Annotated in this window: 16 protein-coding genes; 5 read left to right on the top strand and 11 right to left on the bottom strand. The window is 42.6% G+C overall.

Going from position 1 to position 14,185, the window contains the following annotated elements; genetic code table 11:
* Nucleotides 1–84: 84 nt before the first annotated feature.
* Nucleotides 85–456 carry a winged helix-turn-helix transcriptional regulator gene (locus QF028_RS29220; RefSeq protein ID WP_215004837.1) on the top strand — a complete coding sequence of 124 codons (372 nt, stop codon included), beginning with the start codon at nucleotides 85–87 and terminating at the stop codon, nucleotides 454–456.
* A 298-nt stretch (nucleotides 457–754) separates the two neighbouring features.
* On the opposite strand, the gene QF028_RS29215 is transcribed toward QF028_RS29220, so the two are convergent.
* From QF028_RS29215 to QF028_RS29205, 3 genes are all read right to left on the bottom strand, one after another.
* Nucleotides 755–2,440 (bottom strand): hypothetical protein, encoded by a 1,686-nt coding sequence (locus QF028_RS29215; RefSeq protein ID WP_429470971.1) that lies wholly within the window; start codon nucleotides 2,438–2,440, stop codon nucleotides 755–757.
* Between the two features lie 192 nt (nucleotides 2,441–2,632).
* Entirely contained in the window at nucleotides 2,633–3,769 is a 1,137-nt protein-coding gene (locus QF028_RS29210) for a 3D domain-containing protein (protein WP_429470969.1), read from the bottom strand.
* Between the two features lie 398 nt (nucleotides 3,770–4,167).
* On the bottom strand, nucleotides 4,168–4,584 hold the full coding sequence (locus QF028_RS29205) for a hypothetical protein (protein WP_429470967.1): 417 nt from the start codon (nucleotides 4,582–4,584) through the stop codon (nucleotides 4,168–4,170).
* A 220-nt stretch (nucleotides 4,585–4,804) separates the two neighbouring features.
* On the opposite strand from QF028_RS29205, the gene QF028_RS29200 reads away from it, so the two are divergent.
* Nucleotides 4,805–5,218: a helix-turn-helix domain-containing protein gene (locus QF028_RS29200; protein ID WP_429470965.1), complete on the top strand. Its 414-nt coding sequence runs from the start codon at nucleotides 4,805–4,807 to the stop codon at nucleotides 5,216–5,218.
* 303 nt (nucleotides 5,219–5,521) lie between these two features.
* Here QF028_RS29200 and QF028_RS29195 read toward each other — a convergent pair whose 3' ends face one another.
* Both QF028_RS29195 and ssb read right to left on the bottom strand, forming a co-directional pair.
* Nucleotides 5,522–5,749, bottom strand: a complete 228-nt coding sequence (locus QF028_RS29195) for a hypothetical protein (RefSeq protein WP_215004854.1) — start codon at nucleotides 5,747–5,749, stop codon at nucleotides 5,522–5,524.
* Nucleotides 5,739–6,110 carry a single-stranded DNA-binding protein gene (gene ssb, locus QF028_RS29190; protein WP_215004857.1) on the bottom strand — a complete coding sequence of 124 codons (372 nt, stop codon included), beginning with the start codon at nucleotides 6,108–6,110 and terminating at the stop codon, nucleotides 5,739–5,741. The genes QF028_RS29195 and ssb overlap by 11 nt, the downstream gene beginning before the upstream one ends.
* A 246-nt stretch (nucleotides 6,111–6,356) precedes the next feature.
* On the opposite strand from ssb, the gene QF028_RS29185 reads away from it, so the two are divergent.
* Nucleotides 6,357–6,794, top strand: coding sequence for a YwpF family protein (locus tag QF028_RS29185; protein WP_168241238.1), 438 nt, complete (start codon nucleotides 6,357–6,359; stop codon nucleotides 6,792–6,794).
* 39 nt (nucleotides 6,795–6,833) lie between these two features.
* Here QF028_RS29185 and QF028_RS29180 read toward each other — a convergent pair whose 3' ends face one another.
* The 5 genes from QF028_RS29180 to spoIIID all read right to left on the bottom strand — a co-directional run bounded on the left by QF028_RS29180 (nucleotide 6,834) and on the right by spoIIID (nucleotide 10,595).
* Entirely contained in the window at nucleotides 6,834–7,190 is a 357-nt protein-coding gene (locus tag QF028_RS29180; RefSeq protein ID WP_429470962.1) for a hypothetical protein, read from the bottom strand.
* A gap of 195 nt (nucleotides 7,191–7,385) precedes the next feature.
* Complete coding sequence (gene fabZ, locus QF028_RS29175; protein WP_168241240.1) at nucleotides 7,386–7,820, bottom strand: 3-hydroxyacyl-ACP dehydratase FabZ; 435 nt, start codon at nucleotides 7,818–7,820, stop codon at nucleotides 7,386–7,388.
* A 92-nt stretch (nucleotides 7,821–7,912) separates the two neighbouring features.
* Nucleotides 7,913–8,668 (bottom strand): DNA-directed RNA polymerase subunit beta, encoded by a 756-nt coding sequence (locus QF028_RS29170; protein ID WP_429470960.1) that lies wholly within the window; start codon nucleotides 8,666–8,668, stop codon nucleotides 7,913–7,915.
* Between the two features lie 457 nt (nucleotides 8,669–9,125).
* Nucleotides 9,126–10,127 carry a rod shape-determining protein gene (locus QF028_RS29165; protein WP_088090147.1) on the bottom strand — a complete coding sequence of 334 codons (1,002 nt, stop codon included), beginning with the start codon at nucleotides 10,125–10,127 and terminating at the stop codon, nucleotides 9,126–9,128.
* A gap of 195 nt (nucleotides 10,128–10,322) precedes the next feature.
* Nucleotides 10,323–10,595, bottom strand: coding sequence for a sporulation transcriptional regulator SpoIIID (spoIIID, locus tag QF028_RS29160; protein ID WP_026568271.1), 273 nt, complete (start codon nucleotides 10,593–10,595; stop codon nucleotides 10,323–10,325).
* 93 nt (nucleotides 10,596–10,688) lie between these two features.
* Here spoIIID and QF028_RS29155 point away from each other — a divergent pair, with 93 nt between their 5' ends.
* Both QF028_RS29155 and QF028_RS29150 read left to right on the top strand, forming a co-directional pair.
* Nucleotides 10,689–10,862 (top strand): hypothetical protein, encoded by a 174-nt coding sequence (locus QF028_RS29155; protein WP_429470957.1) that lies wholly within the window; start codon nucleotides 10,689–10,691, stop codon nucleotides 10,860–10,862.
* Between the two features lie 463 nt (nucleotides 10,863–11,325).
* A complete protein-coding gene (locus tag QF028_RS29150) occupies nucleotides 11,326–11,634 on the top strand; it encodes an MGMT family protein (protein ID WP_215004866.1) in 309 nt (102 codons plus the stop codon).
* A gap of 389 nt (nucleotides 11,635–12,023) precedes the next feature.
* On the opposite strand, the gene QF028_RS29145 is transcribed toward QF028_RS29150, so the two are convergent.
* A complete protein-coding gene (locus QF028_RS29145; protein ID WP_429470955.1) occupies nucleotides 12,024–14,006 on the bottom strand; it encodes a penicillin-binding transpeptidase domain-containing protein in 1,983 nt (660 codons plus the stop codon).
* Nucleotides 14,007–14,185: the final 179 nt, after the last annotated feature.

Here is a 14,185-nt window from a genome sequence, read left to right as displayed (position 1 = left end):
AGTACGCACTTTTAAGTGATATAGATACCTTTTGGTGCGGTAGGTACTTTTCGGTGCCTGTCTGAATGAGGAGGAAGATGTGTGATGGAGAAGAAGAAATACAATATATCGGTGGAAGCGACGCTTGAGGTGATTGGGGGGAAATGGAAGTGTGTAATTCTCTGCCATTTGACGCATGGGAAAAAGCGGACGAGTGAATTGAAGCGGTTGATGCCGAATATTACGCAGAAAATGCTGACGCAGCAGCTGCGGGAGTTGGAGGAGGATGGCGTGATTAATCGGATTATTTATAATCAGATTCCGCCGAAGGTTGAGTATGAGCTGAGTGAGTATGGCCAGAGCTTGGAGGGGATTCTGAATTCGCTTTGTACATGGGGCGAGAATCATATTACGAGGGTTTACGGGGATAAGTTTTCTGTCCTGGAGGAAAATGTATTGAATGATCATCTGAAATAGATGGTTTTTATTGGTGTCAGGCACCATTTGTGATGTGAGTCTAGTGCCCATGATGTTTTTGGTGTCAGGCACCATTTGTGATCTACGTCCACTGCCAATAGTGTTTTCCAGTGTCAGGCACCGTTTGTGTTGCTCACCTTTTGCCCCATAATTCTTGACACTGGCCCCCGAGGGATTGTTTACCAGTTTCGTAACGATATAGAATGAAAGGAGCGTTAGTGATAATAAAATTAATAGAGTCACTTTTTTCATTTTACGCTCCTTTTTTATAGGGATTTTTTACACTTATGCCTGCTTTTTATGATTGTATAAATGGCCTGTCTTTTAGATGGTCGGTATGCTCCATCATGTGAACGTAAAACAGGTCGTAACGGACCCAGCGGAGCGGGAATTTAAACGCAAGTTCGTTTTTCTTGTCGTAGACGAGAACGTGCTTTTTGTTGTATTCTACCTTTTTGATTTCGTGCATTCCGATCGCATGCTGTTTAGAACCGTCCTTCATCACTAGCTGCTGGCCTACGACCTGGATGGCTCTTTTCTTATTTTTTGTCAGTTCATATAGACAGAGCGCGCCGCCGATCACGGTTAGTGCAATTAAGAAAGGAATCGAGTCTTCTGAAAATCCTCCGACCGCCTCTCTAATCCAGTTAACCACCGCGAGGCTGAGGAAGAACCAGGCACCTTTGCTGAGCCGTGGCGAACTTTCAAAATAGACACTGATTTCATGTTCTTGCTTTTCCTCTTCTCTTTTTTTGAAAAAAGCGGCTTTGTGTTCTTCGATGCTGGCTGAATCCCATTCGACAAAATCAGTGTAGGTGCCGTCCCATATTTCGGCCGTATCGTCGCCATCCTCGAGCGCATAGCCGCCTGCCCAGCCCGCATATCGGGTCCCGATATGCAAGAAACTCAATAAGTAATAGCGGATCGGCTGGCCATAGGTGTTTTCTGTATCGATTTTATCGATGATCTGAATGTCTTCAGGAAAGCGGATGACTCCTTCTTCTTCCTCTGGCAGATTGATAATTGTCGAAAAAAGCCTAGATTTCGCCAAAAGGGGCTGCTTTCCTTCAGCGATCGGATACAGATGCTCTAGATTTCTTTCCTTCAACTCCCAATAAAGAATTTCTGCAATTTCGATCTGATTGGCAGCCTCTACTAATGTTTTCTGATCATATGGAAGGTTTTTGGCGATAGATATGATCAGCGCTTCTGTATTAATAGACGGATCACGGAAAGCCATTGCCTGCTCCAGCTCGGAGCCTATGTCAGATGAATAATAATATTCCATTAATCTAATTAATAATCGCATTCTCGAACGAAGAGCAAAATAGCTAACCTTCCATGCAGAATACACATATTTGCTTGTAAAATCGGTATCATATTTCAAGTAAGCTTGTTTCTCTGCCTGATAATCTTCAAGCAGGATCGGGAGGATTACCTCTTTTTTATAGCCTTGCTCGAAGCCGGAAGAGTTTAGCGATAATAACAAATCATAGAGCATGAATTTATAGTGTTTGGTATTTAGATGCTCGAGTGTTTTATCAAGGATTCCCTTGATCAGCATCGGATAATTTTCAAGTTCTTTAACGGGAATAAAGAATTCCTCTGTCTGGATTAACCCGATTATTTTTTCCTCAAGCACGTAGAAAATCTCTTCATCTTCTGTTGCTAGCAACATTACAATCGCCAGCTCTTTTGCCTGTAAATCGAGACCGTCGAAATGCTTTATGAGTCCCTCCACCACTTCCGGCATGGGAAAATCACAGACAAAGTCAATGAGATAAAAGGATGGGTTGTCCCAATTTTCCACACGCTCTGGAAAGTTGGATGCAGCCGTCTTGATCATATCCTTTAATACATCGATTTGAACCTCGAGTCCTTCTTGAAATTTATATTGAGCAAGCTGTTGTAGTGCCTCAAGTCTTTTATGCGGACTTTGGCTTTTTACCTGTTTTAAAATCGAACGCAGCTTTAATTCAATCATCGATCCCCATCCCTATCTCAATCTTCTAATTTGTGACATTATGAATTTATTTTATTTCATAACAAGCAAATCAGCAATGAGGACATGGGTCATGGAGTACTCAAAAAAGGAAAATGATCCAAAATTGTGTCAAAAAAAAGACCTAACAGTGGAATGTTAGGTCTTCTTGGATGGCTGAAGTGATTGCCGGGATTAGTTTAGGACGACAACTTTCACGGTCCTTCTGCCCCATTGTAATGCTTTTGCTCTATTTGGCACTAATACGTCGATTTTATGGCCCTTAATTGCACCGCCTGTGTCACCTGCGATGGCAACGCCATAACCTTCAACCCAGACTTTTTTTCCAAGTGGAATGACTCTTGGGTCGACGGCAATCAATTTCATATTCGGATTTTTACGAATGTTGTAGCCGAGTGCGGTAATGGAACCGGACTCTTCTGGGCTGTATGCTGTTGCAGAGACATACATCTCCCTGCCACTTATTGTTGCTGCTGCTGTTGTTGTGATGTTTTCTGATGATGATGGCGCTGCTTTTGTTGTTTTTGCAGTTGTACGTGCTTTGGCCTCATCTTGTTCTTTTTTGATTTTCGCTTGAATATCCATCATTTGTGACTCAACGCCGGCTTTTTCCTGTTCGGCTAGCGCCATTTGTTTAAGGATTTGACTGTATTTTTGTTGCATAACGGTTAAGGTTTGTTGTCGTTTTTGCATGTTTTGATCAAGTAGAGCTTGTTGATTCGCAAGTTCCTCTTGGTCTTTTAATAAAATTTGTTCTTGTCTATCAATCTCTTTTTTATCATTTTCAATCTGTTGAAGGTCTTCCTTCTGGGATCCTAAGATATCTTTATCCGCATCCATCAGGGCCGAAACGGCGCTCGCACGTTGGATAAATTCTGAGATACTATCAGACTCGAAGAATAGATTGATCATCACATTGACGTTATCATTTTGTTGAAGTGCGACGGCCCGCTGCTTCATAATCCCTTTACGTGCAAGGATTTTATCTTCTAGGACTACGATTTCTTGTTTCTTTTGTTCAATGAGTTGGTTTGTTGCGTCTATTTTTTGCTGCGTTTTTGCCATTGTTTCTTTGTTTTTTGTAATATCGCTGTAAAGAGAGTTCAATTCTTGTTGAATTTTTTCTATCTCTTGATTAACAGTCTGCTTTTCTTGGGCTTTTTGCTCTACTATTCTTTGTTTCTGCTCCAGCTGTTGCTTGGCATTATGTAGGGCTTCACTGCTTGTTTGTGCATATGTAACCATAGACCCCGTTACTGATAGCATGATTGTAAGTAACACGAGAATGATACGCTTTTTTGTCGTTTGCATACGCTTTCTCCTCTCCTTAGTACTCTATTTATACCAGATGAATGTACCAGTAATGTTACAAAAAGATTAAAAGTACATCACTTTTTGTCATATTACACGTAAAAGTGTCAATTCTGTGTCATAACAGTGTCCTCTTTTTGAAGTGAAATGTCAGTTGTGGGTGGGGTTTCTTGGTGGTGGAAAATTATTGGTGTCAGGCACCAAGGTTGGTGTCGGGCACCAAGGTTGGTGTCGGGCACCAGGGTAGTCAGTTACCTGAGCCAGGCTGGACGACTGGCTTTTTAGTGGTCAAACGTAAAAAAAGGTCCCGAATAAATCTTCGGAACCTTTTCTATGCTGCTAGTGCATTTCCCACTCTTCTCCGTTCGTTTTCGCGCACCTCATATTAAAAACCTTATCTATCGCTCTTCCCCCTTTAACTCCCTGCTCTCCGCGTGGATGGATGCTTTTCTCACTCCTTTAAGTCTTCTCTTACTATTCGGGAATACGGCTAAAAAGGAAACTTTGTTATCTTCTTTTATAGCAAAATGATTGAGGACCTCGAACACCTCTTTTTCTGTTAGATCGATATTTTCTTTAACAATTTGCAGCGAATGTCGGTGACGGTGGTAGCTGATTTGAATATTGGAATTATTGATTTGAATGGGAATGATTACTTTTTTATAAAACGGGATGGATTGGTATGGAATATCTCCTGTTGTATGGGGCGACTGGGTAGAAAGTTGTAATGCATCGAAAAAACTGGGTTTACTTTTGATTTCGACTTTTTGGTTGCTGTTTTGCTCACCAATAAATATGATTAAGTTTTTTTCCACAAATATAAATACCTCCCAATATTACAATTATTTACACCAACTATCATTATTCGACGATAATTTCCAATTTCCTTTAATGTCATTTTCCGCCAAGCCTTATTTTGTCGACATTGTGCATTTTTTTCACAAAAATGATTGTGCATAATTCACACATTCAAACTTAATGTTCTGTTTTCCCGTTAAGTTAAAACCATGAATTGTTTTAATGGCGGTGAATTAAATGTCTTTATCGGAAAAATTAAGGAAATTGCGCGACAACCGAAACTGGTCCCAGCAAACGCTTGCCGACATGATGAGGATGGATCGGTCCACAGTAAGTCGCTACGAAACGGGTAGAAGTATTCCCAACTATCAGACGGTGGTTCGATTTGCGGAAATTTATCAGGTCGATAAGGAATATTTGGTGGAGGAGCTCGATCAGCTGCTGCCTAAAACGGAGGGGTCTGGATTCATCGCGAAGGAAACCAGCGACGATCACGATCTGCTCATTATTAACCAGTTTCTTCAGAAAGAACCTGATTTTAAAATGGCCTTATTAGAGCTTTATCTCATGCCGCCCAAACGGAAAGCTTTTTATATTGATTCATTTATCAGCCAGATTAAGGTGAGTAGGCATCATAAGGATAAGTTTTAAGAAGAAGGTTTTCCTGTTTAAGCAGTTTACAATCGTATAAACATCAAAGAAGCCGCTGACGAGTTCAGCGGCTTCTTTTTAAAAAAAACAGGGGGGTTTTTTACATAGTTTATCCTGATTAATTATTTTTATACCTGTAGACAACAAAAAAATTCCGGCAATTACCTGCCGGAAAAATGGAGATGAAACACGGAGCTGTTTTTGATTTTCTATATAGATAGTCGTTGCGGGGATATTTTTTTAAAAATATTCGCCTGGCAGCTTGAACATGATGCAACCAAGGCGTATTTTTTTGAATATCACTCAAGAACGAAAAGGAATGTTTTGTGAAGAATCGTGTGGATGTGAGGAGTAAATTCTGATGAGGTTGTCTCTTTCCTTGATTTCATGTTGTTGTTCCTTAATGGCCCATTCTAATTGGCAGACGCGCCTTTGGAGGCTGTCGACGTTTTTGTTGGCATTTCCCACCATCTTAATTAAGCTTTCCAGTAATTGCTCGAGGTTGCTGGCCATTTCATTGTTAGACCCCAATCGTCATTTCCTCCTTTTTTGGCTCAGGCGCTGCTTCATGCGGCTTCGAGCTTAGGAAGCGGACTGTTTCGGCGATCACCTCGGTCACATACACCCTCTTCCCCTCTTTGTTATCGTAGTTCCGGGTTTGCAATCTCCCGGTGATCCCAACGACTGAACCTTTACGGCAATACTTGCATGTATTTTCTGCCGCTTTCCGCCAAAGTGTGCATTGAACGAAATCTGCTTCAATTTCGCCGTTTTGATTGCGATAGTGACGAGTCACTGCTAAAGTGATATGAGACACATGTGTCCCTTCTGTTGTCTCTTTTAATTCCGGGTCCCGCGTCAACCTGCCAACCAATGTGACTTGATTGATCATTTTTTCATCTCCTTTTTGTTTGATGGTCCTAGCATAGCCCGTTGGACTAATGGTTGTAAAACAAGAAAAAGGAAGTTATCGAGGCTGATTCTTGCAGGATAATCGGTTTTTCTCGGGGCTTTTTGTCAAAAAGGAAGGGTCTTTTTTGCAGGAAAACTGATCTTTGAAATTTCGACAAATATTATTCGACATTTGCTTTAAGCGAACCTATGTTATAATTTAGTAAAAAGAAATCAGGAGGTTGTGATGAAATCTTTTAAATTGTACTCATTAGATGTGGTCGAAAATGATGCTTCAGTTGAAGTTCCGTTGGTGGATGGCTTGATTCTTAATAAGGAAGACGAGCGCTCGACATGGCTGCTTGAGGCGTATACAGATTTGTCCCTCTATGATTATTTCAAAAAAATTTCCGAGCAAGACCGCGACCTTATTGTCGAAGCTGTCATCACGAAGAAGGATAATGCGCCTGCTTATTTTCAAACAAAAATTTGTTCATTGACTAAATTCGAAAAGCATATCAGCGTTTTGTTCGAAGGCAGCATTCGCCGCAACAAAAGTGATTACTCCGAACTACTGCTCGAAAGTCTCCTCCAAAAAGGGCTTGAGGGTCCCGCGCTGCTTACTGAATTTAGGGATAAAATAAAAAGCAAACCGAAACTAAAAGTAAAAAACGAAATAAAATAGAAACAAAGGGACAGGCAGATGCCAGTCCCTTTTTGTTACTTATTCATCTTTATTGTCTGCATCATTCCTGTCAATATCATCTTCGATTATTTCTTCCTTTTTGGTGTTGCTATCCTTAATTGGATCTTTGTCGGTATCGGTATTTTTGTCCTCTGTGTTTGGATAATGGTTGTTCTTGTTGTCTAAATCGATGTTGTCATCATCATATCTAACACCATTTGGATTATTCAGATCTGTTCGGTTGTTCAAATCTGTTCGATTATTATTATCTGCTGGATTATTTACAGCCGGTGGTGGTGGATTTTGGTCATCATTATCATTATCGTTATTACAGCCTGTTAACACGCCAGCAGATAAAACCGAACCTGCGAGCAAAAGAAATAACTTTTTCTTCAAAATCATGTACCCCTTCCAAACATAATTTGACCTATCTTTTATTGGTCTGTTTTTAGGGTTCCCGACATTTTTCATATGATAGCAAGCATTTTTTTACAAAAATGTTTTCAAGGTAATTGCTGCTTCTATGTTTTTGCGCGCCTACATAATAGCATATGAAAAAGCGACCAGAATCCTCCGGCCGCTTTCATTTGGTTATTCCTTTTTCTCGCCTAAGGCAAATGTGATTTCCGCTTCGCAGGCAATTTCACCGTCAACAGTCGCAACAGCTTTCCCTTTGCCGATTGGTCCGCGCAAGCGTACGATTTCCACTTCTAGTCGAAGCTGGTCGCCTGGCTTGACTTGCTTTTTAAAACGACAGCCATCAATTCCCGCAAAAAAGGCTAAGCGGCCGCGGTTTTCTTCTTTTTTCAACATAGCGACAGCGCCAACCTGTGCCAGTGCTTCCACGATTAACACACCAGGCATCACTGGATAATCTGGGAAATGACCGTTGAAAAATTCTTCATTGGCGCTGACGTTTTTAATCCCAACAGCGCTTTTTCCTTCTTCCACTTCTAAAATTCGATCGACTAACAAAAATGGGTAGCGATGTGGGATGATTTCTTTGATTTGTTCGATATCGAGCATTATTTAGTACCTCCTACTAGTAACAAGTGTCTATTTTCTATTCTACTACTTAAGGTATACAAAAAGGAAGGGATTTACGTCCCTTCCTCCATTTATTTTCCTTTTTGAACTAAATCAATAATATGTGTCCAAGTGGATTCTTGGAAAACTTCTGCTACTTTTCCGCCGCCAAGCATGCCGTAACCAACAACCGCACCTGCCGTCACACAGAAAATGGCCATTACTAGTAATAGAACGAGCCGCAGCCAAATCGGAATGAGCCGTATTCTGATCCGTTGGTACGAAACAGGTGCTGTCTCCGCATTCTTACCCGCGCTGTTCGTGTTGTTTGAATCCTTTGACCTTTGGGCCTCATGAGTTGAGCTGGTTTTCGTTTCTTTGACCCCTGGCGTCTCGCTTTTCTGACGCGGCTGTTTGGTTTTTGCCTGTTGACCCGCATCCTGAGTTTTTCTTGCAACATTCAGGTCTGGTTTTTTTAAACCCTTTAGTCTACCTGCTACATTCTTGGCTAGTATCTCTATAATCTTTGTTGGCGCTTGTTTCTCTACGACCTTCGTTTGTTGTGCTTCGTCCCTAGCCTGTTTCTCTGCGTCCTTTATTTGCCGCCCTTCGTCCTTGGCCGTTTTCTCTGCGTCCTTTATTTGCCGCACCTCGTCCTTGGCCTGTTTCTTCGCGTCCTTTATCTGTCGCGCCTCATCCTTTGCCTGTTTCTCTACGTCCTTTATTTGCAGCGCCTCGTCCTTGGCCTGCTTCTCTGCGTCCTTTTTCCGTTGCAGTTCTTCGGCTTTAGCGCGTTTGTAATCTTCTCTCGTGCTATATTGTTCATGGTTTGAATTATTTACTGACATTCCTTAATTCCCCTTTAACTGAAGCCGTCCATCTATTTTTATCTGGCATGGTTGACCCCGGATTCAGTGAGTTAGTACATATTATAACCATTAATTGTGTTCAACTCATGTTGCTGAGTCATTCAATTTATAATTTTAAAAAAATAATTTTTCCAATTCATTACCTCTATTATAAAAAATAAATTGAAAATACTCATCAACTTTTTACAGGAAATAGTCAATAAACGTAGAAATAGCTCAATTTTTGTCGCTTTCTTTGGTTTTTAAGGTGTATTATTGCAAAATTATTCCTCTGAACCCAAATAAAAAAGCCCAATGATCGAGGCTTGTCCTGCCTGCTTCATTAGACTTTTTGTATCCAAGGTATGATGTCATACAACAGTAAACCTGAAAGGGCCATAGTGATTAATTGTTTATCCAATTTCTACTCGCAGGCAAAGGACAATTTTTCAAAAAATCATCCAAACTTCCGATTTGGAATCTTGTCGATGTTATCTAGCATAATTCCTGTTCCAATTGCCACACAATCCATTGGATTTTCTGCGACAAGGACTGGAACCTTTAATTCGTCCGCTAGCAGCATGTCGATGCCGTGCAGCAATGCTCCGCCGCCCGTTAAAATCACACCGCGGTCAATGATGTCAGCCGATAGTTCCGGCGGTGTCCGCTCAAGAACGCTTTTTGCAGCCTGAACGATCACGGCCACTGATTCACGCAAGGAGCCTTCGATTTCTTCCGAACGAACAGAGATGGTACGCGGCAGGCCGCTAACCATGTCACGGCCACGGATTTCCATTTCTTCCGAGCGTGATCCTGGGAAAACTGTCCCGATATTGATTTTAATATTTTCAGCTGTGCGTTCACCGATCAACAGTTTGTACTCGCGCTTGATGTAGTTGAGGATTTCCATGTCGAACTTGTCGCCGGCCATTTTGATGGAGGAGGAAGTCACGATATCGCCCATTGAAAGAACAGCCACATCCGTCGTTCCTCCACCGATGTCCACTACCATGTTTCCGCTCGGTTGGAAAATGTCCATTCCCGCACCAATTGCAGCTACCTTTGGTTCTTCTTCTAAGTAAATCTTTTTCCCGCCGCTTTTTTCAGCAGCTTCTTTGATTGCCTTTTGCTCAACGCTTGTAATATTCGTTGGACAGCAAATCAGAATGCGCGGCTTCGATAGAAAGCCTTTTACGTTTAACTTATTAATAAAATGCTTTAACATTGCTTCTGTCACATCAAAGTCAGCGATCACGCCATCTTTTAATGGGCGGATCGCTACAATGTTCCCAGGTGTCCGACCAACCATGCGGCGGGCTTCTTCACCAACAGCAAGTACGCGATTTGTATTTTTGTCAATTGCCACTACGGACGGCTCATTTAATACGATTCCACGGCCCTTGACGTGAATTAACACGTTAGCCGTTCCTAGATCAATCCCAATATCTCTTGCAAACATTCTCTTTTCTTTCCTCCTTAAAACGGTATCCACATACTTTTCCTAATTGTATATTGTACCATACTCATTAAAATTTCCATACTTTTAGAAAAGAAAAGATGGTATATTTTGCAGAAGGATGTCGAGTTAAGGAATTCTAGAGAATGCCCTTGAAATATTTTGTTTTCTCAGCTTGAATGATTCGGAAATTGAGGTCTATTTTACAGCTTCGCCTTCCTTTTCTTCTTTTTGATATTTCATTTTCGTTGCCTCTCCCCCCCGGAGATGACGGATCGATTTATGATAATCTAGAATACCTTTAACCTCATTTGCCAGCTCTGGATTAATCTCAGGAAGCCTCTCAGTTAGATCCTTATGGACTGTACTTTTGGATACGCCAAACTCCTTCGCAATCACGCGAACCGTTTTCCTCGTCTCCACGATATACTTTCCAATCTTGATAGTTCTCTCTTTGATGTAATCGTGCACACTCTCGCCCTCCCTAAATTGGATGTGAGAAGTGTGAAATGAGACCCGCTTATCACTTCGACGAATTCTGCTTCCGTTTTGGTGTCTGTTTTGGTGTCATCAATTTTGATGTCATGGTGGTGTCATATTTGGTGCCATTTTGGTGTCACCATTTGGTGCTACTATTTGGTGTTACCATTTTGGTGTCAGGCACCATTAAAAGACATTCGTCCACCAGTGGAGGACACTTCTGTTGATGAGTGTCAGGCACCAGACGGCAGAAAGTAATTTACCTTCTGACTATACGATGAATAATCATGTCCCCGACTGAATATCCGCTAATTTCAAACGACTCTTCACCTCAAACACTCTCTTTGTAAAGGTTTGTAATCATTTTATTAGCTTGGATACGGGATTATGCTATAAATACTCAATCTGGACAAGATGATATTCCAAAGTTTTTTGAAAATTGGACTTCTTACTTATTTTCGACAATCGTGAAGAATCGTCCAGAATAGCATGATATATGGGTTTTGGGCTGGAAATATCACGCTCTCAGCATTTATTTCCCGAGAAATTTGTCGAGAGAAAATTATTCAAATATGGCGATAATTATTGGAATGAGGAGAGAATTTAGGTTTCGAAAGCCCGTACTTGATATGATTTGGGGCAATTTTTTACAAAAAGGATTGTTCAATTTATTATATTTTTGATACCTTTTTGATATGTACTTTTCGAAAGGACGATCACGATGACACCTTTTACGGAAAATGTAGTAGAAATTATTCGCAGTATCCCTGAAGGCAAGGTTGCGACTTATGGTCAGATCGCTGGGCTCGCTGGAAGCCCCCGTGCTGCCCGCCAAGTTGTCCGCGCCCTCCATTCCATGAGCAAGAAGCACCGCCTCCCCTGGCACCGCGTCATCAACGCTAAGGGGCAAATCGCCCTCCTAGATGACGAGTCCTACAATGAGCAAAGGCTGTCGTTAGAGGCAGAAGGCGTGGAGATCGGTCTAAACGGGGTCATTGATCTGGAGCGGTATCAGTGGAAGCCACAATAATACTCGCCAGGGAGGGAAATTGCCTCCCTGGCATCATCCGGTGAAAAATGGATATTGAGTTGGACAGTAAAACTTGAAAAGTCGACAGTAAATCTCTAAACCTTGACAGTAAATGGCTCAAAGTGAACAGTAAAACCCTAACCGGACAATATATGGCACCAAGTGGACAGTAAATCCTCAAACCCCGACAGTAAATGGACAAAACTGGACAGTAAAACCCTAACCCAACAGTAAATAGGACTCCCCGCAATCAGCCCCACATAAAAATGACCTCAAAACAAAGAAAAACACCTAGCCCCCTAGGTGTTATCCCAAATCTATTTAAAAGTCCACATGGTGGTGCCTGACACCAGATCCTGGTGCCTGACACCAACCGATCCATCGTCCATTTACCGCACCAACTCAAATACCTTCTTCACTTTCTTCACGGGCACCAGCGAACCGCCCCGGCCTTGGACGTTCTCGACCATCATCGCCACCATCAAACTCGGAGACTCTGTGTTGTAACCAATAAACCAGCCATTTTCCGTGCCTGTTTCGCCCTGTTTCTGTTTTATCTCCGCCGTCCCCGTTTTACCAGCCAACGGATACCCCAATATTTCGGCAGCATGGGCCGTTCCGCCAGTGTCACCAACGACCTTCCGTAAATCTGACGCAATGACGCCGGCGTGTTCAGGCGAAACTACCGCCTCTTTCAGCACCTGCCCCTGCTGCTCATCCGCCAAAAGAATCGGCCTAATCATATTGCCATTATTCACAAACGGCGTATACGCCGAAAGCAAATGAACGATACTCATCTGAATCTGCCCTTGGCCATAACCAGAATCGGCCAGTGCAATATCCCGATCCAACGCACCAATCGTTGATTTTTCAAGCGGGAATGGGAACGCCAAATCTTCCTCAAAGCCAAATTTCTTCAGCCCACCCGCAAACGCATCTTTCCCCGTTTTCAACGCCGCCTGAGCAAAATAAATATTATCGGAGAACACCAATGCTTTTTCAAGATTAATCGGGCTGCCTCCATGGACCCGCGTCACAAAATAGCCGCCCCACGATTTATCCTTTTGCCACTTCGACCCTAGAATCGGCACCGCCAGCTCCGGCGTAATCGCCCCGCTCGACAACGCCACCCCCGCCGTAATCGGCTTCATGACCGAACCCGGCGCATAGGCCTGTTTAAACCGCGTGGAGAGCGGCTGTTGCTTATTGTCCTGTAGCGCCTTCCATTCAGCCGCCGAGAAGCCAAGCATCGCTTGATTCGGGTCAAACGAAGGCGTGCTGACAAGCGCCAGCGTTTCCCCCGTCACAGGGTTTATGGCCGCACCCGTGCCGGCTTCCTTGCCAAGTTCATCATAAATAGCCGCCTGAACATCCGCATCGATCGTCAGCTTGACATTTTTTCCATCTTCGACCGGTTTTTCAGCAAGCACCTCGGCGTCACCATTCTTCTTTTTAATCGTAATCTTTACACCGGGCTTGCCCTTTAACTGCTCGTCATAGACTTGCTCGAGCCCTCTTTTTCCAATCATATCACTGCTCGTGTACCCTTTATCCTTCAACTTTTCCAACTCATCGGCCGTAATCGCACCCACATAACCAATCAGCTGCGCCGCAGCCTGATCATACGGATAAATCCGTGCCTCCACCTTCCTCGTTTGCACCGGCTCGATCGCGATCAACTGGGCAATCCGCTCCTCATCCTGCATCGACACCCGCTTCAACGGCACAAACAGCTCTGGCTTTACCCAACTCGCCGTAATCGCCTTCTTGATTTGGTCTGGACTCATTTTTAACAGCGAGGCTAACGGTTCCAACACTTGGTCCGTCACCTTCCCAGCAACCACCCCAACCTCATACACATGGCCATTCACCGCCAGCCCGATGTTATTACGATCAAGAATCTCCCCTCTTTGCGGCGCATCCGTACTAATCCCGATCTTATCGCCTTCGTGCAATTTTGGAAAAATGAACTCAGTATTCCAGTCTACATACCAATTCTTCTTGTCGTCTCTTTCTTCTTTTTGCAACTTAGCTTCCTGAGTGAATTGAATAGCTCCAGCGATGCTATTCATTTTCGCGTCAAAAGAATATTGGGCTTGCTCTTTGTCTGCCTGCTTATCCTCTTTCGGTTCTTTGAAGTCAATCTTGAGGTCAGTAATCTGAAGGTCTTTGTAGATTTTATGATAGCGGTTCGTAAATTCTTCTTTAGTGATTTTTTTCTTGGCATCCGTTGAAAGATAATCATACATCTGATCAAACTTCTGCTCATTCCACAAAGCTATGTACTTAGAAAATCGATCCTGTGGCGTCGGTTCTTTGCTACAGCCAGCGACTAGTAGAATCAGAAGCATGGCTGCTATTATTTTTCTCAATGTAATCCCTCCTTTTATTACCATTTTAACACACATGCTAGAAACACCTTTTAAATTTTCCTCAACAAAAAATCCAGTCTTGTCTTACTCACTGGATTTCGGTCTCGTTATATTATTTGGTATCCATAAAGAGCTAGAGCAAAACTAAGCGTAGTATATAAAAGCTGTTTAGGTGTAAT

The organism is Neobacillus sp. B4I6, assembly GCF_050434045.1.
Lineage (GTDB): Bacteria > Bacillota > Bacilli > Bacillales > Cytobacillaceae > Neobacillus.
This window is presented reverse-complemented; position numbering and strand designations above follow the sequence as displayed.